Raw genomic sequence first — 22,226 nt, forward strand, 5'->3', positions numbered from 1 at the left:
CGAAATTGGGGCCAGCCTGTAGTCGAATTGACGGGTTGAATGGGTTCGCCGGCTAGCGTCGTTTGCGCGCCGGGAATTTGAGCAGTTCAGCAGCCGGGCGGTTCGCCGCCATGGTCCGGGCGACGCCGCGCAGGAGCTGGTCCTGGCCGAACGGCTTGGCGAGCCGCGGCAGATCCTCGGCGATGCCTTCGGGCAGTTCGGCGTAGCCCGAGACGAGCAGGACCGGCAGTCCGGGCCAACCCGCCTGCGCCGCTTCGGCGAACTGGGCGCCGTTCATTTCGGGCATGGCGAAATCGGTGATCACCATGTCGACACGGGCTTCGCTCAGCAGCTGCAGCGCGGCCCTGCCCGACGATGCGAGGAGCACGCGGTGCCCGGCATCCTCGAGCATCGCCGCGGTGTTGGTGAGCACCAGCGCGTCGTCATCGACCGCGAGCACCACCAGCTGATCCATGGCCGCCGGGGGTTGCTCGGACGCCTCCGGCCGATCCCCGGGTACATCGCCGTCGGACACCGGCAACCAGAGTTCGGCCGTCGTCCCTTCGCCCACGCGGCTGCGCAGCGACAGCTTGCCGCCGCATTGCTCGGCAAAGCCGTGCACCATCGACAGGCCGAGGCCCGTGCCCTTGCCGACACCTTTGGTGGTGTAGAAGGGTTCGGTGGCGCGGGCGAGCGTCTCCGCGTCCATGCCTTGGCCATTGTCGATGACCGACAGGCAGACATAGGCGCCGGGCTTCAAGCCCTCTCCGGACGCGACATGCTCCTCGCGTGCGGCAATGACGATGCGGCCGCCGTCGGGCATCGCGTCGCGGGCATTCACCGCCAGGTTGATCAGCCCGAGCTCGAGCTGCGCGGGATCGGCGTGGACATGCGGGACGACGAGCGGGAACTCGGTGTCGATGCGCACGCCGCCGCCGATCGTGCGCTGGAGCAGTTCGGCCATGCCGCGCACCAATGCCACCGGATCCACCGTCTCCAGCGCAAGCTCCTGCTTGCGCGCGAAGGCGAGCATGCGCTGGGTGAGCGCCGCGCCGCGCTCGGCGGCCTTCATGGCATTGTCGATGAAACGCGAGATGTCGGCGCCGTTGGCCATCTTGCGGCGGGCGAGATCGAGGCTGCCGACGATCGCGGCGAGCAGATTGTTGAAATCATGCGCGACGCCCCCCGTCAGCTGGCCGATCGCCTCCATCTTCTGAGAGTGGAAGAACGCCTCCTGTGCCTGTTCGAGCGCGAGCTGCGACTGGCGGCGCTCGGTCAGGTCGCGCGTGACCTTGGCGAAACCGACCAGCGTGCCGCTCGAATCGCGGACCGGATCGATCACGACATTCGCCCAGAAGCGCGTGCCGTCCTTGCGCACGCGCCAGCCCTCGGCTTCGAACCGGCCATGGTTCGTCGCCGTCTCCAGCGCCCGGCGCGGGATGCCGGCCTCGCGGTCCTCCTCGGTGTAGAAGCGCGAGAAATGCTCGCCGATGATCTCGTCCGCGGTATAGCCCTTGAAGCGCTCGGCACCCGCGTTCCAGCTCGCGACATGGCCGCCGGTGTCGAGCATGTAAATGGCATAGTCGGTCACGCTCTGGACCAGCAGGCGGAAGCGTTCCTCGCTCCGGCGCAATGCTTCGTCGGCGATGCGGCGGTCGGTGAGGTCGCGGGTGACCTTGGCGAAGCCGATCAGCGTGCCGTCGGGCTGGCGGATCGGATCGATGACGACGCTCGCCCAGAAGTGCGTCCCGTCCTTGCGGACGCGCCAGCCCTCGGCCTCGAACCGGCCGTCGAACTCGGCGGTGCGGAGCGCCAGCGCGGGTATCCCCGCGGCGCGATCGGCGTCGGTGTAGAAGCGCGAGAAATGCTGGCCGAGGATCTCGTCCTCGCGATAGCCCTTGAATCGCTGCGCGCCGGCGTTCCAGCTCACCACCTTGCCGGTGGGATCGAGCATGTAGATGGCATAGTCGGTCACGCTCTGAACGAGCATCTCGAACCGGTTTACGCCCGCCTCACTTGAATCGGCAATCGTCGTCATGGACTCCCCACGGGACCCGATGACGGCCCGACACAGCGGGCAAAACGCCGGTGTCGAGCGTTCGTTCCTAAACCCCGGGGAGCGCAGCGCTCCCGCGGGGTCAGAAAGGCAGCCAGCGCTGTTTCTCGCTGAACTTCATATAGCCGGCATTGACGCCGAGCCGCCATCCGACGCCGAGCCGGACCGGGATCAGCACCACGTCGCCGCGGCGCATATAGCTCGCCGAGAAGCCGCCGACGAAATAGACCCGGCCCTCGCCGGCGGGGAAGCGCTTGTAGAGCTCCTGGCTGTCGTAGAGGTTGTAGACCAATACGAAGACCTTGTTGGCGTCGCCGCCGATGTCGAAGCCGATCGACGGGCCGGTCCAATAGACCTTCCGCTGGCCCTCGACCTTGTGGAACAATTCGCCCGAGCCGTACCGCAGGCCGACGCCGATCGCGCCGCCCGCCTCGCGCCCGGCAATATAGGCGTTGGGCTCGCCCTGGTCCTTGAGGATGTTCTCGATGATCCCGGCCAGCCCCGACGCGCCCTTGCCGAACACGCCCTCGGCCGCGCCGATCAGGTCGTCGCGCTGATAGGTGTTGGTCGCCTGCGCGCGCGCGCCGGCGGCAGTGCCGGTCCCGGCGGCCGGGGGTATCTCCACGGGCTGCGGAGCGACCGGCGCATCGGTGCGCGGAGCTTCCTGATAGGCACCCTGGTCCACGGGCTGCGGATCGTTCTGCACCGGCGGCGGCGCCTGCAGGTCCGAATCGATCGCGGTGTTGGGGTCGATCGTGGTGATCTGGGCGGAAGCCGGCGCCGCGCCGAACCCGAGCGCAGCCGTCGCCACCCACAGCATCAAGGTCCGCACGCGCATCCGATTCCCATCCCCGGCAAATTCCTGCCTCGCACGCTACGACCGCACGCCTGACGCTGCAATGAACGGACGACCAGTTTCGCCGAAATCGTCGATACGTGCGGCACGCCGACCGGCAATGCCGTATCCGAACCGGGGGATCGGATCAGCGAGCATCGATGCGATGCGGCGCCGGGTCCCCGCGCGGTTCCGAGAGAGGGACGACTGGCGTGCCGCGGCGATTGTGATCCGAAAAGCCGTCGAACACCTCGAGCAGGTAATCGCGATCCTCGGCGTCGAGCCGCCCGAACCGGTCCGCTGCCATGGCGCGTGCACGCGCGTGCAGTTCGACGGGGTCGACACCGCGCTCGCGCCAGCTTTCCCGATAGGCGAGGAAAGCGCCGCGGCAAAACTCCATGATCCGGGCACGGACCCTCAGGTAATCACCCGGAACGCTCGCCATTTCGAGAAACCGCCTGAACGGCCCCTGGAGAAAGGCATCGGGAGCGAGCCACCGCGCCTCGTGCGCGGCATCCGCAAGCGCCGCATAGTCCGTGAAGCTCGACCAATCCGGGGCGGCGGGAGACTTCGGAGCGGATTTTCTCCTTCGCTCCCGCAATCGCAAAGCCCATTCGAGGCACGCCAGTCCAGCAACGACTGCCAAGACCGTGTAGAGCGACATGTCCGTTGTTCCGTTCTGGCGCCGCGCGTGACGTGCGTCGCTTCCGACGCCAGCGTTACCGAGGTGCGCGTGATCCACAATGGCCTTGAACGGCATGTGCCGTCGACACCCCTGACGGCAGGCTAGTCGAAGATGGCTGCGCAGCCGATACCGGATCGCCGTCTCTCCCTTGCGGGCTGCTACGAGGTAGATAGTGGGTCCTGCATCTAGCGGTACAGGCCCATCGTCACCTTGAGCATCACCGGCTCGCCGGTGAAATTGAGGCCGTAATCGATCTGGTCGCCATTCCAGCGCCGGCGCATCGTCCATTTGCCCGCGACGAAGCTGCCCTCCTCCGCGCTGATGATCTGCGCCTGCTCGTTCGGCGCGGCGCCGGCGGCGGTCAGCCGGATCCGGACATGGCTCCCGCTGATCAGGAAAGTGTCCGGCCCCAGCTGCGCCGCGACCATTCCGCCGACCGGCGCCTCGGCCAGCGGGTGCGGATCGATTTTGGTCCAGCTCGTCCAGCCCGGTTCGCCCATCTGCCACCGGCCATATTCCGCAGCGATCTGCCAGCGGCCGAAGACCTTGGCCTGAATCTTCGCGCCCTTCGCCGTTCCCCAGACGGGGTTTTCGAAAGCGATGCGTGCCCAGTCGCGTGCCATCGGTGCGAGCATCGCATAGGGGCCCGAGAAGGCCTCCATCGTCGCGGCGTCGAGCGCCTTGGCGCCGAGCGGGTAGTTGAAGAAGCCGGTGGCATCCATGCCGAAGGGCGCGAAGCCGATTGCGCCGCGGCCGAGCGCCGGCCACAGGAAGCGCGCATAGTCGAGCGCGTTGCCGATCTCGGGCACCAGCAAGGCATTGTCCGGCCGGGCATATTTCTCGAGAAAGCTTTCTACCGCCAGCGCATCGCGGTTGTAGATGTCCGGCGCGACGAGGTCGATGTGCGGCGCTGCCGCCTTCCATATCGGAATCACGTTCCAGTTCGGCCCGCCCGAGGGACCGACATTGCCGCCCTCGTCGGTGAAGGCGTCCCCGAGCGCCGCGTTCACATACATGGGGAGCGGCTTCACGGCCTTACCGGCCGCGGCGACTTCGTCGATGAAGCGGGCGAGGTACCAGGTCTGGAAATATTGCTCCGCACGCTTGCCGAACACTGCGGTCCAGCTTCCCGGCTTTACCTTGAGCGCGCGGACCAGCTCCGCCGGGACATCGCCCTTGAACAGGCGATCCGCCTCGGGCGCATGATCCCTGGCCAGGCCATAGCTGCCCGCCTCGTTCTCGGGCTGCACCATGATGACATTGTGGTCGCGATCGATCTTCGCGAGGTGCCGCATCATCATGACGAAGGCGCGCTTGTCGGCCTCGAGCGTGTTTCGCCCGTGCGGGCTGAGCGCATAATGCGTCGTGCCGTCGGGCTTCTTCATCCTCGGGAAACGCGCGGTGTCGCGCTTCACCCATTCGGGCGCGTAGCTGTTGCCGGTGTTCTTCCACGTCGCGAACCACAAAAGCACGAGCCGGACTTTGTGCGCGCGCGCCTGCTCGACGAGGGTGTCGAGGAACGAGAAGTCGAACTGCCCCTCGACCGGCTCCACTTGCTCCCAGGCAATCGGGATCTCGAGCGTGTTGGCGTGCATCGCCTCGATCACCGGCCAGACTTTCGGCAGCATCGCCGGATAATTGCTCGAATTATTGGCTTGCGCGCCGAGCATCAGGAACGGTGCTCCGTCGACGAGCAACGCATGGCGACCGTCGCGCGAAACCAGCCGGGGAAGCTCCTGGGCCGCCGCGGGGACGGCCGCGACCGTCGCGAGCGCCAGCGCGCATTTTGCCAAAAGTCGCCACATTCGAACCGTTCCTCCAGTCATGCGTCGCACGAGATATGCGGCTTTTCGCGAACCATGCTCATGGCGCCGTCGCGCTCACCACCTGCACCAGTTGCGCTGCATCCTGGCCCAGGGGCAATCTGGTCTTGCTGGAGAGCGTCCGGCTGCCGTCGTTCCAGACGAGCTCGGTCTTCGTTCCGCCGCCCCGGCGATACGCATTGGTGATGCCGTCGTCGTCATACAGAGTGAATCGTGCGTCCCGGCCCGGATAGACGCGGATCGCCTGCAGCTTCTGCTTCTCCGCCGTGCTCGAGACCGGCACGCCCATGGGCAGGATCGATCCGGCCCGGACAAAGACCGGAATCCGCTCGATCGGCGCCGCGGCGTCGATCGTCTGGCCGCCGGTGTATCGCCGGTTGGTCCAGTAATCGTACCAGTCGCTCCCCTTGGGCAGATAGACGCGGCGGCTGGTGTGCCCCTGTTCGGTGACCGGCGCCACCAGGAACGCCGGCCCGAGCATATACTCGTCGCCGATATTCACGACCGCCGGATCATCGGGGAAGTCCATGAAGAGCGCGCGCATGAACGGTGCGCCCGTCTCGTAGGTCTGCCGCCCGAGCGAATAGAGATACGGGATCAGCGCATAACGGAGCCGCAGATAATCGGCGAGGATCGGTTCGGCGGCGCTGCCATATTCCCAGATGGCGGTCGCCGGGCGCTGGCCGTGGATGCGCAGCGTGGGCGTGAAGGTGTTGTACTGGAACCAGCGCACGAACAGCTCGGGATAGTCGGTATAGTCCTGGCCCATGGCGGTGGCGCCCTTCGGATCGACGAGCACCGGACGCTCCGCTTTGGGGCCGCTCGGCCACATCCAGCCGCCGGTGTCGCTTCCCCAATACGCCAGTCCGCTCGCAGTGAAGTTGAGACCGGTCGGCACCTGAAGGCGCAGGGCCTCCCATGTCGAATGCACGTCCGATGACCAGAACAGGGAACCATTGCGCTGCGCCCCCAGATACGCAGCGCGCGCGAGTATCAGGTTGCGCTTGTCGGGGAAGTCGCGTGCCGACCCTTCCGCGACGCTGCTGGGGTGAACCAGGGGATAGAGGTTGTAATAGCGGTCGCCCGATCCGATCGAATAGAAATGACCGCTCGGGACGAGGTCGGGCTCGGTTTCGTCGAGCCAGAACCAGTCGAAGCCCTCGCTCGCGATATTGTCGCGGATCTTGCCCCAGAACCACTGCCGCGCCTCCGGATTGGTGCTGTCGAGCAGCGCGCCGGCGCGATCGGAGCGTACTGCGAGGCCGTCCGCCGTCCGACCGTCGGCATCCTTGAGCAGCCATCCCTTGGCCGAAAGCATATCGTAATAGCGCGATTCGCGTTCGAAGCGCGGCCAGACGCTGATGATCGAATGCAGGCCCCGGTCGTGGAGCTCCCGGTTCATGCCCGCAGGATCGGGGAAGGCGTTCCGATCGATGTCGAGCTGTCCCATCCGGGTCCAGTGGAACCAGTCGAGGACCATGATGTCGAGCGGGTACTTCCGGCTGCGGTAACCCTCCGCGACGCGCATCAGTTCGTCGCGGCTTTCGTAGCGCGCCTTGCTCTGGATGAGCCCAAATGCTGCCTTTGGCGGGAGGGGCGTCTCGCCGGTCAGCTTCGCATAGCCGGCATATAGCTCGTCGGTGCTTTTCCCGGTAATGACGAAGAACGATACCCGCTCGCCGACCTGCGACTGGAAGCGCGTCGTGCTGTGGAGCCCGGGAGAGACGGTGGTCGCCGACGGATTGTCCCAGACGATGCCATAGCCCTTGTTGGTGACGAGGAAGGGCACGCATACCGTCTCGCCAGCCGGCGCATCATAATTGTGGCGGCAGTCGATCGTGCGCCCGCGCAGGTCGAGGATTCCCTCCTGGTTCTGCCCCAGGCCGTAATAATGCGTGTCGGCGGTGTCGGCGAAGCTCGCACCGGTACGGAAGGTCTTTTCCCCGTTTACCGTCTGCGGTGCCAGCTCCCAGCCGTTCATGCGGGTGATCGCGCGCCCGTCCACACCCGCGATGGAGATCGACACCGGCGGGAGCGAGGGCGCGAAATATCGCTCCATCTGGGACGGAGGCTTGGGCCAGGGCTTGGCGTCGACCGTCACGCGAAGCGCCGGCGAAGTGAAGACGTCGCCGGATGCGTCGCTACGATGCGCCCATCCGGCGGGATCCGCCTTGGCGTTGATCCCATAGCCCGGTCCCTGGTCGAGCTCCTTCTTGTCGAGGGCGATCGTCACATGCACGATGTTCGGGCCATAGGCCTCGATCGAGACCATGCTTCCGTTGCGGTCGACCGTTGCGAGCGATTGTGCGGCTGCGGGGCTCGCGCACAACGCCGAAGCAGTGAGCAAAAGGCAACGAAGGTTCATGGCTCTTTCCTTGATGATGTGCGGCGCGGATGGAGGGTCGGCTTCATTGCTGTGCCGGAAGCGCGCGATAGGTCAGGTTGCGGAAGGTGACGCTGCCCTTGCCCGACGCGTAGATGCCGGGCCGCAGGCTCAGAAAGCCATCCGCGACATTGTGATTGTAGCCGGCGACCTCAAACGAGCGTTCCTTGGTCCAGCTTTTCCCGTCCAGGCTGTGGAAGAAGGTGACGACGTTCTCGTCGTTGACGGCGCGCAGGTGCAGACGCCGCGTCGTGGCGGGACCGCCGGGGGGCCAGCGTTCCTCCTGGCCGATGCGATATGCGTGCAATTTGCCCTCGGAGAGCCCGAGCCCGCAGAACAGCTTGTCGTTGTAGAAGAGCAGCAACCCGCCCTGCGCCGCATCGTCGATCTCCAGCTCGACCGAAACTTCGTAGGATCTGTCGCCCGCGACGAACAGCAGGGGCGACGCGTCGGCCGGACCCGAGCCTTGACCCTCCAGATGCAGCACGCCGTCCTGCAGTTTCGCGCGCCGCGCATAATCGCGCCGCGACCCATGAAAGGCGAGTTTCGTATCGAAGCAATTATCGGTGAAACCGGAGAGCGCGACCCCATGCGGACCGGTGGATGCGGGACGAGGCTTGGCGAGCGGGCGCGAGAGGTCGCCGCCGGTGGCCCTGGGCCAGCCGTCCGCGCTCCACGCCATGGGCTCGAGCAGCATCTGGCGCCCGAGTGTGCGCAAGCCGTTCTCATAGCCGTGATAGATCAGCCACCAGTCGCCCGCAGGACCCTGCACGGGAGTCGCGTGCCCGCGCGACCACCAGGGTTCGTCCCGGTGCGCCGTCCGCACGATGGGATTGTGCGGGCAATTCTCCCACGGGCCATGGATCGATCGCGACCGGGCGACGACGACCATGTGGCTCGTCGGCGGCCCGGCAGTGCCGCCCTGGCCCGAGAACATGTAGAACCAGCCGTCCTTGCGGAGCAGCTTGGGGCCTTCGAGCGCGAAGCCCTCGATGATCCAGTCGTCGGGGATCGGCCAGCCGCCATAGACATGCTCGATTTTGCCCACAGCGGAGAGGCCGTCGTCGCTGATGCGCACCCGGTGCCCGCCATTGAAGAACAGATAGCGCTTGCCATCCTCGCCGACCGCGTGCCCCGGATCGATATAGTTGTCGATCCGCATGTCGACCGGATCGCTCCACGGGCCCCGCATATCATCGGCGTGGATCACCCAGGTCTTGAGCGGCCGTGCGGGATCGTTGGTGTCGAGGGCGGGGATGTAGATGTAATAGCGCCCTTCGTGCTTCGCGATATCGAGTGCCCATACCGACCCGATATGCTTGCGCAGCGCAGTCGTGAGCGGGGTCCAGTGGACGAGATCCCGCGAATGCCAGATCGGCACCCCGGGATAATATTCGAACGAGGAGAAGGTGGCGAAATAGTCGTCGCCATCCTTCAGCACATTGGGATCGGGCCGGTCGCCCGCGAGGACGGGATTGCGGTATCGGCCGTCCCCCAGATCGGCGAGGCGCTGCCCCTCGATGCCGGTCCTCCAGCCGGGCCGATCACCGGCGCGGCCGGCAGCGGCGGCCGGCGCGGCGACTCCGAGCGTGCCCGCGGCGCCCAGGGCCAGATGGAAGGCCTCGCGGCGGGTGGTTCTCATTTCCGGGTTCCGATCGGCTCGAGCAGTGCGAGCACCACGTCGTTGCTCCGCATCGGCACGCGCAGCGCATAGGTGCCGCTCCTTGCGACGCGCACCGTGCGCACCGTCTCGGCCAGGTCCTGCGAAAGCCCCTGCAACTCGGCCAGCTGCGACGGCGAGAGCGTGGCCGGCGAACCCATTTCGAGGTAACGCGTATGCGCGTCGTTGGCCTTGAAGCCGGTCCGGCGGATCGACAGCCGGTACTTGCCCGGCGCGAGGCCCGCGAAGCGCAGTTCGGCCGGCGCCGCTTCCTGCGCGGGCAATACCCTGGTGAAGAACGGCCGATTGCTGAGCGTCTGTTTCGGCTGCTGCCAGTCCCAGAGCAGCACTGCGGTGCGATTTCCCTCGGTGGCGATCCAGCTCTGCGCCTCGTTCGAGGGCACTTCGCGCCCGCGCAGCAGGTTGAGATATTTGTAGGCGAAGAAGGCCGGCTTGCGGATGCCTTCGCGATTGAGGAGGCCGAACCCGCCATGGAAGGGCGTGGGGGGTGGACCGGCTTCCTCGAACAGGTCGCTATAGGTCCAGTAGCTCATGCCCTGCGCTAACGTGCGCGTCGCCTTGAGCTTGGTCAGGATATAGGCGGCGGCGACATAGGAATCGTGGACCGGGTCGCGCGGATTGTAGCTTGCGCTCCATTCGGTGAAGAACAGCGGCAGGCGCGGATATTGCGAGGCGGCGATCTGCGCGCGCACGCGGCGAACGTCGCCGACGACCGCATCGGGGTTGGTCGACAGCCGATTGTCGTCCTGACCCTTCTCGTCGAGAAAGCCGCCATCGACGCCGTAGGTGTGCGTCGCGATGAAATCGACCGGGAGTCCCCGGCGGTGGGCATAATCGAGGAACTCCGGCACCCAGCCGGCGCCCGCCGTCGCGGGGCCTCCGACGCGCAGGGCCGGATCGATGGCCTTGATCGTGCGGGCGCTCGCTTCGTAAAGTTCGAAATAGGCTTTCTGGTCGGCGCGCTCCCAGAAGCCGTCGAGATTGGGCTCGTTCCAGACCTCGAAATACCAACGGCGCACTTCCTCGGCGCCGTAGCGGCTGCGCAGATGTCGCACGAACGCATCGACGAGCGCGCGCCAGGCCTTCGGCTCGGGGTGCGACGTGTTGCCCTTCCAGAAGAAGATCGTCTGGGGCGAGCTCGCCATCGCGTCAGGCGTGAAGCCGAGTTCGACGAACGGCTTGATCCCCATGCCGAGCAGGGCGTCGTAGAGCTGGTCGATCTTCGTCCAGTCATAGACGGTTCGTCCGTTCTCGACGCGAACGGTGCCGAGTACGTCGTGGAAGATGGCGTGGAAGCGGATATAGCGAAAGCCGAGCTCGTCGACGGCGAGCTTGAGCTGCGCCAGGCTCTCGGGACGGATCAGCGTTCCCGGATAATCCGATCCCACCGAGAAGTTGAACGAACGATCCAGCGGCCCGGCGGCTTTTCGCAGGTCCACCGCGATGTGCCGCGACTGCGCCTCGGCGGCAAGCTGCGGTTGCGCGGCCGAAGCCGGCGCCATCGCGCATGCGGCCGCTACCGCGAACGCCATGCCGAGTCCCTTGAAGCTCATTGCGCCACCTGGCGCGCCATGGCGCAGTTCATAGCAATATAGTCCTCGTGGGTCGGCATCGCCTCGGCGGTGCGCGCGACGATCTCGCGCATATGGTTCATGAACTGGACGGTCTCTCCGACCGGGAGCATCGCCACCAGCGGATCGGCGGCGCGGGGGACGATGTTCTGGCCGAGCAGGACGGCGATCCAGCTCTCTTCGGTGAAGAGCGAATTATGCGCCCGGAAGATTCGCCCCTTTTCGCGCCACAATTCGATCCGCGCGGCGAGGCTGTCGGGGATGTCCATCGTGCGGCAATGATTCCAGAAATCGGAATCGGCGCGCTCGGTGGCGTGATAATGCAGGATGATGAAATCGCGGATGTGCTCGTATTCCTCGATCAGCCAGCGATTATATTCGTCGATCTCGATTCCGCTGAAGCCGCGATCGGGGAACAGCGACATCAGGCGGAAGATGCCGGACTGGATCAGGTGGATACTCGTCGATTCGAGCGGCTCGATGAAGCCGCCGGCGAGGCCGATCGCCACGCAGTTCTTCTCCCACAGCTTCTCCCGCCGCCCGGCAGTGAAGCGAAGGAGGCGCGGATCGGCGATCGTCGGCGCGTCGAGCCCGTCGAGCAGCCGCCGCAATGCCGTCTCCTCGTCGGTATGCGCGCTCGAGAAGACGTGGCCGTTGCCCACGCGGTGCTGCAGGGGAATGCGCCAGCGCCATCCGCCGCGCTCGGCGCTCGATCGCGTATAGGGCGTGGGTGGCGCTACGCTCGCGCTGGGCACTGCGAGGGCACTGTCGCAGGGCAGCCAATGCTGCCAGCTGCGATAGGGAACGCTTAGGGTCTGCCCGAGCAACAGCGCACGGAATCCGCTGCAATCGACGAAGAAGTCGCCTTCGATCCGCCGGCCGTCTTCGAGGACGACCGCAGTGATATACCCGTCGAGCGGGGCCTGCTCGACATTTGCGATCTTGCCCTCGATGCGAGCCACGCCGCGCGCTTCCGCATGCCCGCGCAGGAACCTGGCATAGAGGCCGGCATCGAAATGATAGGCGTAAGCCAGGCCGGACAGTACCGCCTCGGGGTTGTTGGCGGGCTTGGCGAAGCGCCCTCGCCGGGCCGCCGCAATCGAGATGGCGTAGTCGTCTACCGGGCCCGGATCGGCATCGCCGCCCAACAGATGCTGGCGCAGCCAGATCTGGTGGAAATTGATGCCCAGCATCGGACGGCCATATTTGCCGAAGGGATGGATGTATTTGTCCCCCCGCTTGCCCCAATCGACGAACTCGATCCCGAGCTTGAACGTGCCCTGGGTCGCGGCGACGAATTCATCCTCGTCGATGCCGAGCGCGGCATTGAAATCCAGCAGGGGAGGGATGGTCGCCTCGCCCACGCCGACGGTGCCGATCTCGTCCGATTCGACCAGGGTCACCGCGACGCCCGCATCGACCAGGCGCGAGACCGCGGCCGCCGTCATCCAGCCGGCCGAGCCGCCGCCGACGATCACCAGCCGGGTGATCGGCGCTTCGGTCGTCGGCGGTATCATGCTGCGTTCGCGCCCTGACCGAAGCCGGACCGCTGCGCGAAGCGGACCAGTTCGCGGTTCGACGGCAGCTGGCGGATCGCGAACTCGCCCTGTTGCCGGATCGTGGCAAAGGCCGCTTTGGCTTCCTCCTCGAACCGGAAAACGCCGGCCTTGGCCGATAGATCGGTTTTCCAGCCCATCCCGTACAGGACATATTGCCAGCTGGACTCCGTGAAGATGTCCACGTTCCGATCGATATCCATCTCGTTGGGCGGCCGGAACCGCCAGCGATCGAGCAATTCCTTCAGGCTGTCGGGAACCGAGGCCGGATCGACATTGTCGCACCAGAACTGGCTGTCGCGCCGTTCGCTGAGGCAATAATGCAGCTTGATGAAATCGAGCGTGCGTTCGTAGCGGCGGCGCATGTTGTCATTGAACTGGCGTGCCGAAGTCTCGAAATCGCCGGCCCAGGGAAAGAGATTGGCGATCACGCCTGCGGCGATTTCGGAGAAGACGATTCCCGTCGCCTCGAGCGGTTCGAAGAACCCGCTGGAGAGGCCTACCGCCACGCAGTTCTTGACCCAGTTCACTTCGCGATATCCGGCGTCGAAGCGGAACCTGCGCGCTTCCAGCTTTGCGCCGGCGGGACCGATATGGTCGCGCAGAACCCTCTCCGCCTCATCCGCGTCGCCATGCGCGGACGAATAGACGTGACCGATGCCGCGCCGGGCCTCGAGCCCGATGTCCCAGATCCACCCCGCCTGCTGGGCAGTCGAGATGGTATAGGAGGCGATCGGATCGTCGGGTCGCGCATAAGGGACCTGGATCGCCACCGCGCCGTCGCAGAAAAGCACGTCGCGGCAGGACTTCCATGGCTGGCCGAGCGCCTTGCCGATCAATTCGGCGCGGAAGCCCGTGCAGTCGATATAGAGGTCCGCCGTCAGGACGCCGCGTTCGGCACAGCGCACCCCGGCAATCGCCCCGTCTTCGCCGAGCAGCACTTCCTGCACGGTGTCGACCAGATGCGTCACGCCATTGGCGATGCCCTGTTCGCGGAGCAGCACGGCGAGCGACACCGCATCGAAGTGAAAGGCATAGTTCAGCGGCCCGACAAAATCGGGATGGCTCGGCAATTTGGGCGCACGGTGCGCGTCGGCCGCGCGCTTCTGCGGCGTGTTGACTTCGTCCCAATTGGCATCGCCGGCGAGGCCGAGCAGCCAGTAAGGGAGGAGCTCCGGACCATCGCGGTCGTCGGTTTCCTGAAAGGCGTGAAGATAGTGATCGCGCCCCGGCGTGCCGGGTGCATGCCGCCAGTGGACGAACTTGGCGCCTTGCTTGAAGGTGGCGCCGCAGCGGCGGACCAACTCGGCTTCGTCGATCCCGATCCGCGCCAGCGTCCTGCGGATCGTCGGGAAGGTGCCCTCGCCGACGCCGAGAATGCCGATATCGTGCGATTCCACCAGGGTGATCGCGATCCCGCCGGGCCGATCGGCGCCCAGCATCCGCGCGAGATATCCCGCCGTGATCCAGCCGGCGGTTCCGCCTCCCACGACCAGGATTCGCCGGCCTTCGGAAACCATCGATGCACTCCGAGCAAAAAATGGTGGCGGGCTTTGTGCCGCCCGCCACCAGGAGGGTGTCAGAATGCCAGATTCGCGCCGAGGCTGATACGCCGGTCGCTCTGGAACCAGCTCCGCGTATAGATGGCGTCGTTCTTGTAGCCGCCCATCAGCGTGCGTTGCGTCGCGTTGAGCACGTTCGTGCCCCTGACGGTGAACGACAGATTGTCGGTCACCTTGTAGGTCAGGCCCACATCGACCTGGCCATAGCCGTCGCCATAAGTGGGCAATGCGATCTGCGTACCCGGCGGAAGCGAAGCGGTCGGCACTGGCGAATAGGTATAGGTCGGATTTGTGCCATTCGCGTTGGTCGATTGCAGATATTTCGACCGCCAGGAATAGGCCACGCGAGCGGAAAGCTGGCTCCTTTCGTAGAGCAGGGTGACGTTGTAATTGTGCTTCGAGAGACCTTGAAGCGGCGCATCGTTGCGGATCGTTCCGAAGATGTCCCGATAGAGGTCGCCCGGATTCTTGCTGTCGATATAGGTATAATTGGCTTCAATGCCGAAGCCGGCCAAAGCGCCCGGCAACATGTCGAGGAAGGCGCGGCCGCCCACTTCGACGCCCTTCACCGTGGCGGCCTCCGTGGCGGTGATCACGTCCGAAGCCGCCGCGCTGGCGACTTCCGTGGATCCGTTTGGATAACGGATCGTCACCTCACGTTGGGTCAGCGAATAGATCGGCAGATCCGTGATGCGCTTGTAGAAGCCGTTCAGGTAGAACATCGTTCCCGGCTTGGCGTACCATTCCAGCGAAATATCGACATTGCTGGACATGGCGGGCTTCAGGAAAGGATTGCCGGTCGAGGCCGTGAAGTTGGTGAAGATGCCGGGCTGGCCCTGAACCTGATTCGGGGTCGTCGCGACACCGATGTTGCCGCCGCCGCGCGTCGCGTTGAAGTTCGGCAAGTCCATGGTGATGTTGTAGGCCGCGCGCAGCTTGACGTCCTCGGCCGGCTGCAACTGCAGGTTCACCGACGGTAGGAACCGCGTGAAGCTCGCGCTGCCTCCGCGGGGGTCGACCCGGCGCGCCAGGCTCACCGTCTGGCCGTTGCGGACATAGGTGAAGGCGTCCTGGACAATGAAGCCCTGCGACTCGTTCTTCACGTGGACCACGCGCCCGCCGATATTGCCCGAGAATCCGAGCTTGCCAGCCTCATAATCCCGCCCGAAGCGGACCTGCGCATAAGCGGCGGAAGTTTCGGTCTTCCATAGGCCCAGATCCTCCGGCTGGAACGCTACCGGCCGTGACCGCGGACCGCCATATCCTAGGGGTGCGGAGCGATGAAGTTCGTCGGCGGTCACCCCTTCGACGAGCGCGACTGAGGGCCACAGCGTATTCGCGGGGACATCGATGTCCCCGTGGAAGAAATTGTCGAAGGCGTAATATTCCACATCCCCCGGCCGCGCATCGGCGAAGGTCAATTGCGGATCGCCGTTCCAGCCGCGGCCCAGTGCCGACCAGGTGAAGCCGTTGTTGAGGTCGCGCTCCCTGCGCTCCGATACGCGTCCGCCGACCTTCACGGCACGGAAGAAGCTGTCCTCGAACGTGTATTCTGCATCGAGGTTGAACGAATCCATCGTGCCACGATTGCGCTCATCATGCGGCATCGCCGCGGACCAGCTATAGTTGGCCGGATTGGCGAGCGTGGTCGAGATCGACGCCGGCAAGGTGATCTTGGGGAAGTCACCGGTCAGATCGAAGCCGAATGTCGAGGGAAAGGGCACATCGCGGAATATCGCGAGGCGATTGAGCCGGGATGTCGACAGGGTATTCTGATAGGCGCCCGAAATTTTGAGCGGACCTTGCCCCGGCTGCCAGCTGAATTCGGCCGAGATATCCCGGGTCATCGACTTCGAGCGCGTGCCCTCGGTGCCGCCGCCGCCGTTGATGGTGCCGCCGGTGGGCAGGAAGGTGTTCGCATTGCGCAGGAACATCGCGCTTGTCGACAGCAGGGCGCCGTTCTCATCGAACTCGCTCTGGTTGCGATTGACGACCAGATCCTGCGAGGTCTGCATCGCGAAGTGCGACTGGTTGTGGTTCTTGTAGCGTGACTGGAAGTAGATACCGGTCAGCGTCAAATCGTCGCTCGGCGCCCATTGCACTGCAGTGTAGATACCGCTCCGGTTGCGCTTGAATTCCTCGTCGCCAAAGTCATAGCCGCCGGGGAGGAACACGTCCTCGGTTTCTCCCAGCAGCCGCCGGCGAAAATAGGGTTCGGTACGGAAGAAGTTCGACCGCGAGGTGAGCTGGCTGGTCGCCAGATCGACGAGGATGCCGATATCGCCGATCCCGGTGCTCCAGCGATTCGAGAGGAGCATCGACCCGGAATAGTCCGTTTTCCCAGCCAAATCGCCGTAGCTGACCTCCACGCTGCCGGCGGCGTGCCAGCCGGGCGAGAAATCGAACGGCAGCTTGGTGCGCAGATCGACCTGGCCACCGGTTCCTCCCTCGATCAGGTCAGCGGTCGCCGACTTGTAGACGTCGACAGCCGACATCAACTCGGGTGTGACGTCACCCCAGACCAGTCCGCGCCCGCCATTGGCGCTGAAAATCTCGCGGCCGTTCAGCCGCGAGGCGACGCCACTGAGGCCGCGCACCTGAATCCCCGATCCCTCGACCGAGAAATGGTCCGGATCGCCCAGCGAGCCGAAGCGCACGATGCTCACACCCGAGACGCGCTGAAGAACCTCGGTGATGGAATTGTCGGGCAGCTTGCCCGCTTCGTCGGCCACGACCGAATTGATGATGCTTTCCGACGCTTTCTTGCGCTCATCGGCAGCCTGCAATGCGGCGCGACGGCCCGTCACGACGATCGCATCGTTCTGTGCTTCAGCCGGATCCCCGGATTGATCCTGCGTCGGGGCGGGCTCGGCCGCCCCCGCGGAACTTCCGCTGGTCTGGGCCAGCGCTGGTAGCGCTAACATTGTTGCTAAAACAAAAGAGGATGATCCCAGCCAACGTCCGGACTTGTCGCTCGTCTTGAATCGCATCCTAGATTTCCCTCTCCTCGTGTGCCGCTCGCATTCAGCGGTCGCCGGTTCTCGCTCGCCAGCACCAAAGGCGGGGCGAATGGACCAACTGTTACGCCGCACAAAGGACACAAACTCTCGATCGTGTCCATTAAGGGGAGTTGGATTTTGTAGGAGAAAATACTGATTTAACAGGGAAAATTCCTGTTTTAGACCGGTTCGCAAATTATAGGTCCGTTCGACAAAGTGTCAGTCCGTTCGGTAACATTTTTGCCGGAAACGATCGGGACATCTTGTCTGATTTAAGGGGCGAAAGGACATTGTCGGCAGCGAACCGGCTATTCCTGCCGATGGAACATCGGCACTGGGCCGGTTCGAACGGCCTTGTCTCAATCCAGAGGCCGTCAGCAGAATCGCTGACGATCAAAAAAATCGAGTCCGAGCCGGGCACGCTAAGTGGTTTTTCATGGCAAAGAGGACTCGCCTCGAAGCACCTGTGCCGCACGTCACGACCCGGCATGCGACAGGGCTCTTCAACCCGTGACCGGATTGATCGATAGTGATGCATATGAACCGTGCTCTTCACAAACTCCCATCGGGGCCCGACCTCCCAAACCCGTTGAGAATCCTTTCTGTGCCTGGGGGAGCATCCGGGATCAAAACCTGGCGAGCGAAGCTGATGCCGGCGGTCCTGATCTTCCTGTTATGGACGGCGGTAGGCGTTTTCATCGCTGTGCCGGACATGGTGGACGGCTTCCGATGGAATGAGACCATCGGCAAATTCGTCGAATCCTGGACTTGGGCGCTACTCACGCCCGCGGTGTTGCTGGTAGATCGTAAACTGACGTCGGCCTACCAAAGTGTCTTCCGCGTCGCAGCCGCGCATCTTGCGTTGAGTATCCCGTTCAGCCTTATCCATACCTATCTTGCCGGCCTGATATTGTACCCGATTCCTTCTATCTACTGGAATCCAATCAAAAGTACTGAATTCGCTATTTATTTCTATCTGGGAGGTTGGGGAACATATTGCGCCATTATTGGCATCCTGCAGACTTTTAGATACTATAATCGTTACATGAACAGCCAGGTCGAACTGGCGCGGGTCGAGAAGCGGCTCGTCGAATCCCATCTGAACGCGCTGCGCCTCCAGCTCGAACCGCATTTCCTGTTCAACACGCTGAATGCCATCTCGTCGGAACTCGCGGCGAGCCCCGAACTAGCCCGGGAAATGATAGAGGACCTCGGCGCGCTGCTTCGGCGTTCGCTCGAATGTCAGGGCAGCACGGAGATAACGCTTGCGCAGGAGCTGGCGCTGCTCGACCATTATATCGCGATCCAGAAGCTGCGCTTCGGAGAGAGGATCGACATCCAGATCAAGGTCGGTTCGGCGGCGCTTTCGGCCATGGTGCCATCGATGTTCCTGCAGCCGCTCGTGGAAAACGCGGTTCGCCACGGACTCGAAGGCCGCATGTCCGGCGGAAAGATCGTGGTTTCGGCCCGTCACGTCGGCAACCAGTTGCACATCAAGGTGCTTGACGACGGTGTCGGCTTGCCGCCTCATTGGGGGATGGAAACGTCTGCGGGCCTCGGCATACGAGTGACGCGCGAACGCTTTCAGGCGCTTTATGCGGAGCCGGACGGTCACGATTTCACCATTTCGCGACGCAAGGGCGGAGGCACGGAAGTAGCGATCCACCTTCCCCTGCACAGGACTGGAGCCGAAACGCGTGGCATCGCAGGCTAGGCCCCTTTGTGCACTGGTGGTGGATGACGAAGCGCCGGCGCGGCGGCGAATTTGCGACCTGCTGGCAAAGGATGCCGACATCGCGTCGATCCTGAGCGCGGAGAACGGATTATCCGCGATCGCGAGGATCCAGGACACGCGGCCGGATATCGTGTTCCTCGACGTGCAGATGCCCGGCGTCGACGGCTTCGGGGTCATGGAGGCCGTTGGCCCGGAGAACATGCCCCTCACGGTGTTCGTCACCGCTTATGATCGCTTCGCCATCCAGGCTTTCGAAGTGGAAGCGATCGACTATCTGCTCAAGCCGTTCAGCGATCGGCGTTTCGACAGAACGATGGAACGGGTCAAAGAGCGCCTGGACGACGGCCGCTCCACCGGCTCGGATGGCGCCAATGCCTTCGGTCCCGAGCTTCTCAAGCTGATTGCGAAGCGCGCCAAGCCCGGCGAGATCTGGGACTGGATTACAGTGAAGTCACGCGACACGACCCGCCTGTTGATGACCGATGATATCGACTGGATCGAAGCGGCGGGCGTGTATGTGACCGTGCATTCGAAAAGCGATGCGTTCCTGTATCGCGCCGGCCTGGCAGCGGTGGCGAGCCGGCTCGACCCCTTTCGCTTCGTCCGTATCCACCGCTCACACATCGTCAACGTCAGATCGATCGAGTGCCTCGAACGCCGCTCGCATGGCGAATTCGAGGTGGTGTTGAAGACCGGAACCAAGCTCATGATGAGCCGTACCTATCGCAGCGAAGTCGAAGCGATACTGGGACAGGCCCTGTAACGATCCTCAAACGTCGAGATTGGCGACGCTCAGCGCGTTCTCCTGGATGAACTCGCGGCGCGGCTCGACCACGTCGCCCATCAATTGGGTGAAGATCGCGTCGGCGACATCGGCCTGATCGACCTGCACCACCAGCATCGAGCGGTTCTGCGGATCGAGCGTGGTCTCCCAAAGCTGCTCGGCGTTCATCTCGCCGAGGCCCTTGTAGCGCTGGATCGACAGGCCCTTTCGCCCTGCGGCGAGGATCGCGTCGAGCAGCTGGCTCGGGCGTGACACGAGCGCCTCGCCCTTGGCGACCGTCACCGGCTCCTCGGTTTCCTCACCTTCGAGCGCGGCCGCGGCCTCGATCTCGGTGGCGGGGATCGCCTTGGACGGCACCAGCTTCGACGGCAGCAGATAGCTCTCGGCCTGTTCGGTGGCGAGCGAATGGAGCTTGCGCGCTTCGGCCGAGACGAGGAACGCCGCCTCGACGATGTGGTGATCGGTCACGCCGCGCCAGCGCCGCTCGAAATGATAGCCGCCATCCTCGGTCACCCGCGCCGACCAGCGCGCCTCGGCATCGGCGGCGTCGAGCCGGGTGACGACACTGGTGAGGCTCGCGGCACGCTGTTCGCGGGTGGCGGCGGGATCGAGCCCGTTGCCGAGCGCCAGCGCCTCGATGATCATCGGATCGTAGCGCCGCGGCACATAGCGCATGAGGGTACGCATGCGGCGGGCATGCTCGACGAGACTGCGCAGATCCTCGCCGCTGCGTGCGCCGCCGGGACCTTCGAGCACGTTCCCGCCGACGCCCGCATCGACCAGATATTGATCGAGCGCCGAATCGTCCTTGAGATAGACTTCGCTGCGGCCCTTGCTCGCTTTGTAGAGCGGCGGCTGGGCGATGTAGAGGTGCCCGTTCTCGATGATCTCGGGCATCTGGCGATAGAAGAAGGTCAGCAGCAGCGTGCGGATATGCGCGCCGTCGACGTCTGCGTCGGTCATGATGACGATCTTGTGGTAGCGGAGCTTCTCGACGTTGAAGTCGTCGCGGCCGATGCCGGTGCCCATCGCCTGGATCAGCGTGCCGATCTCGCGGCTGCCGAGCATCCGGTCGAAGCGCGCGCGCTCGACGTTGAGGATCTTGCCGCGCAACGGAAGGATCGCCTGGAAATGGCGGTCGCGGCCCTGCTTGGCCGAGCCGCCGGCCGAGTCACCCTCGACGAGGAAGAGTTCGGACTTGGCGGGATCGCGCTCCTGGCAGTCGGCGAGCTTGCCGGGCAGCGACGCGATGTCCATCACGCCCTTGCGCCGCGTGAGCTCGCGCGCCTTCTTGGCGGCCTCGCGCGCGGCGGCGGCGTCGATCACCTTGCCGATGATCGAACGCGCGTGCGCAGGATTTTCCTCGAGCCACTCGGCGAGCTTGTCGGCCATCAGCGATTCGAGCGGCTGGCGGACTTCGCTGCTGACGAGCTTGTCCTTGGTCTGCGAGCTGAACTTGGGATCGGGCAATTTGACCGAGACGATCGCAGTGAGCCCCTCGCGCATGTCGTCGCCGGTGAGGGTGACCTTCTCCTTCTTCAGCATGCCCGACTTGTCGGCATAGTTGTTGAGGGTGCGGGTCAGTGCGGCGCGGAACGCGGCGAGGTGGGTGCCGCCGTCACGCTGCGGGATGTTGTTGGTGAAGCAGAGGACGTTCTCGTAATAAGAGTCGTTCCACTCGAGCGCGACGTCGATCGTCACGTCGTCGCGGGTGCCGGCGATCGCCACCGGATCGGGCATCAACGGCACCTTGTTGCGATCGAGATACTTCACGAACGCGGCAATGCCGCCCTCGTAATAGAGCTCGACTTCTTTCACTTCCTCGTGCCGCGCGTCGCGCAGGAACAGGCGCACGCCCGAGTTGAGGAAGGCGAGCTCGCGATAGCGGTGCTCGAGCTTCTCGAAATCATATTCGGTGATCTTGAAGGTGGCGGGGCTGGCGAGGAAAGTGACGCGCGTGCCCTTCTTGCCTTCCGGCGCGGGGCCGAGGACCTTGAGCGGGGCGACCGCATCGCCGAACGCGAAGCGCATGTAATGCTCCTCGCCGTCGCGCCAGATGTTGAGATCGAGCCATTCGCTGAGCGCGTTGACCACCGACACGCCGACGCCGTGCAGGCCGCCCGACACCTTATAGGCATTGTCGTCCGACGTGTTCTCGAACTTCCCGCCGGCATGGAGCTGGGTCATGATGACCTCGGCCGCCGAGACGCCTTCTTCGGAATGGATGCCGGTAGGGATGCCGCGGCCGTTATCCTCGACCGAGACCGATCCGTCGGCGTTCAGCTGGATGATGATCTTGTCGCAATGCCCGGCGAGCGCCTCGTCGATCGCGTTGTCCGAAACCTCGAACACCATGTGGTGGAGGCCCGAGCCGTCGTCGGTGTCGCCGATATACATGCCGGGGCGCTTGCGCACTGCGTCGAGGCCCTTGAGGACCTTGATCGAGTCTGCGCCGTAGGCATTTGCGTTGGGGAGGTTTTCGGGAGTCTGATCGTCGGTATTTGCCATGCCGAGCATATAGGGTCGCTCCCTGCGAAACGGAAGCAAAATGGGTGGAAATAGCCCCTCCCCTTCAGG

The 22,226-nt window shown here is 64.5% G+C and carries 13 protein-coding genes; 2 read left to right on the forward strand and 11 right to left on the reverse strand.

The window, feature by feature from the left end:
* Nucleotides 1–52: 52 nt before the first annotated feature.
* The 10 genes from ASE13_RS13130 to ASE13_RS13175 form a co-directional block, all read right to left on the reverse strand.
* Nucleotides 53–2,017: a PAS domain-containing sensor histidine kinase gene (locus ASE13_RS13130; protein ID WP_056616498.1), complete on the reverse strand. Its 1,965-nt coding sequence runs from the start codon at nucleotides 2,015–2,017 to the stop codon at nucleotides 53–55.
* 100 nt (nucleotides 2,018–2,117) lie between these two features.
* Nucleotides 2,118–2,873: a DUF1134 domain-containing protein gene (locus ASE13_RS13135; protein WP_056616501.1), complete on the reverse strand. Its 756-nt coding sequence runs from the start codon at nucleotides 2,871–2,873 to the stop codon at nucleotides 2,118–2,120.
* Nucleotides 2,874–3,018: 145 nt separating this feature from the next.
* On the reverse strand, nucleotides 3,019–3,630 hold the full coding sequence (locus ASE13_RS19890) for a hypothetical protein (RefSeq protein WP_156404878.1): 612 nt from the start codon (nucleotides 3,628–3,630) through the stop codon (nucleotides 3,019–3,021).
* 110 nt (nucleotides 3,631–3,740) lie between these two features.
* Nucleotides 3,741–5,360 carry a DUF5597 domain-containing protein gene (locus tag ASE13_RS13145; RefSeq protein ID WP_056616507.1) on the reverse strand — a complete coding sequence of 540 codons (1,620 nt, stop codon included), beginning with the start codon at nucleotides 5,358–5,360 and terminating at the stop codon, nucleotides 3,741–3,743.
* 58 nt (nucleotides 5,361–5,418) lie between these two features.
* On the reverse strand, nucleotides 5,419–7,743 hold the full coding sequence (locus tag ASE13_RS13150; protein ID WP_056616510.1) for a TIM-barrel domain-containing protein: 2,325 nt from the start codon (nucleotides 7,741–7,743) through the stop codon (nucleotides 5,419–5,421).
* 43 nt (nucleotides 7,744–7,786) lie between these two features.
* Nucleotides 7,787–9,403 carry a family 43 glycosylhydrolase gene (locus ASE13_RS13155; RefSeq protein WP_056616511.1) on the reverse strand — a complete coding sequence of 539 codons (1,617 nt, stop codon included), beginning with the start codon at nucleotides 9,401–9,403 and terminating at the stop codon, nucleotides 7,787–7,789.
* On the reverse strand, nucleotides 9,400–10,995 hold the full coding sequence (locus ASE13_RS13160) for a GH39 family glycosyl hydrolase (RefSeq protein WP_235536973.1): 1,596 nt from the start codon (nucleotides 10,993–10,995) through the stop codon (nucleotides 9,400–9,402). The genes ASE13_RS13155 and ASE13_RS13160 overlap by 4 nt, the downstream gene beginning before the upstream one ends.
* Nucleotides 10,992–12,530 (reverse strand): tryptophan halogenase family protein, encoded by a 1,539-nt coding sequence (locus ASE13_RS13165; RefSeq protein WP_056616515.1) that lies wholly within the window; start codon nucleotides 12,528–12,530, stop codon nucleotides 10,992–10,994. Before ASE13_RS13165 ends, ASE13_RS13160 begins: the two co-directional genes overlap by 4 nt.
* Nucleotides 12,527–14,089, reverse strand: coding sequence for a tryptophan halogenase family protein (locus ASE13_RS13170; protein WP_056616517.1), 1,563 nt, complete (start codon nucleotides 14,087–14,089; stop codon nucleotides 12,527–12,529). Before ASE13_RS13170 ends, ASE13_RS13165 begins: the two co-directional genes overlap by 4 nt.
* Nucleotides 14,090–14,148: 59 nt before the next feature.
* Nucleotides 14,149–17,055, reverse strand: coding sequence for a TonB-dependent receptor (locus tag ASE13_RS13175; protein ID WP_056616520.1), 2,907 nt, complete (start codon nucleotides 17,053–17,055; stop codon nucleotides 14,149–14,151).
* 724 nt (nucleotides 17,056–17,779) lie between these two features.
* Here ASE13_RS13175 and ASE13_RS19520 point away from each other — a divergent pair.
* A complete protein-coding gene (locus ASE13_RS19520) occupies nucleotides 17,780–18,844 on the forward strand; it encodes a sensor histidine kinase (RefSeq protein WP_162254693.1) in 1,065 nt (354 codons plus the stop codon).
* A 19-nt stretch (nucleotides 18,845–18,863) separates the two neighbouring features.
* Nucleotides 18,864–19,628 carry a LytR/AlgR family response regulator transcription factor gene (locus ASE13_RS13185; RefSeq protein WP_200955704.1) on the forward strand — a complete coding sequence of 255 codons (765 nt, stop codon included), beginning with the start codon at nucleotides 18,864–18,866 and terminating at the stop codon, nucleotides 19,626–19,628.
* A gap of 6 nt (nucleotides 19,629–19,634) precedes the next feature.
* Here ASE13_RS13185 and gyrB read toward each other — a convergent pair whose 3' ends face one another.
* Complete coding sequence (gyrB, locus tag ASE13_RS13190) at nucleotides 19,635–22,157, reverse strand: DNA topoisomerase (ATP-hydrolyzing) subunit B (RefSeq protein ID WP_414885317.1); 2,523 nt, start codon at nucleotides 22,155–22,157, stop codon at nucleotides 19,635–19,637.
* Between the last annotated feature and the right edge of the window lie 69 nt (nucleotides 22,158–22,226).

The organism is Sphingomonas sp. Root241 (genome assembly GCF_001428865.1).
Taxonomy (GTDB): Bacteria; Pseudomonadota; Alphaproteobacteria; order Sphingomonadales; family Sphingomonadaceae; genus Sphingomonas.

Excerpts from the sequence above, each read along its gene's own strand:
- ASE13_RS13130 (WP_056616498.1), bottom strand. The coding sequence starts at position 2,017 with ATGACGACGATTGCCGATTCAAGTGAGGCGGGCGTAAACCGGTTCGAG.
- ASE13_RS13135 (WP_056616501.1), bottom strand. The coding sequence starts at position 2,873 with ATGCGCGTGCGGACCTTGATGCTGTGGGTGGCGACGGCTGCGCTCGGG.
- ASE13_RS19890 (WP_156404878.1), bottom strand. The coding sequence starts at position 3,630 with ATGCCGTTCAAGGCCATTGTGGATCACGCGCACCTCGGTAACGCTGGC.
- ASE13_RS13145 (WP_056616507.1), bottom strand. The coding sequence starts at position 5,360 with ATGTGGCGACTTTTGGCAAAATGCGCGCTGGCGCTCGCGACGGTCGCG.
- ASE13_RS13150 (WP_056616510.1), bottom strand. The coding sequence starts at position 7,743 with ATGAACCTTCGTTGCCTTTTGCTCACTGCTTCGGCGTTGTGCGCGAGC.
- ASE13_RS13155 (WP_056616511.1), bottom strand. The coding sequence starts at position 9,403 with ATGAGAACCACCCGCCGCGAGGCCTTCCATCTGGCCCTGGGCGCCGCG.
- ASE13_RS13160 (WP_235536973.1), bottom strand. The coding sequence starts at position 10,995 with ATGAGCTTCAAGGGACTCGGCATGGCGTTCGCGGTAGCGGCCGCATGC.
- ASE13_RS13165 (WP_056616515.1), bottom strand. The coding sequence starts at position 12,530 with ATGATACCGCCGACGACCGAAGCGCCGATCACCCGGCTGGTGATCGTC.
- ASE13_RS13170 (WP_056616517.1), bottom strand. The coding sequence starts at position 14,089 with ATGGTTTCCGAAGGCCGGCGAATCCTGGTCGTGGGAGGCGGAACCGCC.
- ASE13_RS13175 (WP_056616520.1), bottom strand. The coding sequence starts at position 17,055 with ATGTTAGCGCTACCAGCGCTGGCCCAGACCAGCGGAAGTTCCGCGGGG.
- ASE13_RS19520 (WP_162254693.1), top strand. The coding sequence starts at position 17,780 with ATGCCGGCGGTCCTGATCTTCCTGTTATGGACGGCGGTAGGCGTTTTC.
- gyrB (WP_414885317.1), bottom strand. The coding sequence starts at position 22,157 with ATGGCAAATACCGACGATCAGACTCCCGAAAACCTCCCCAACGCAAAT.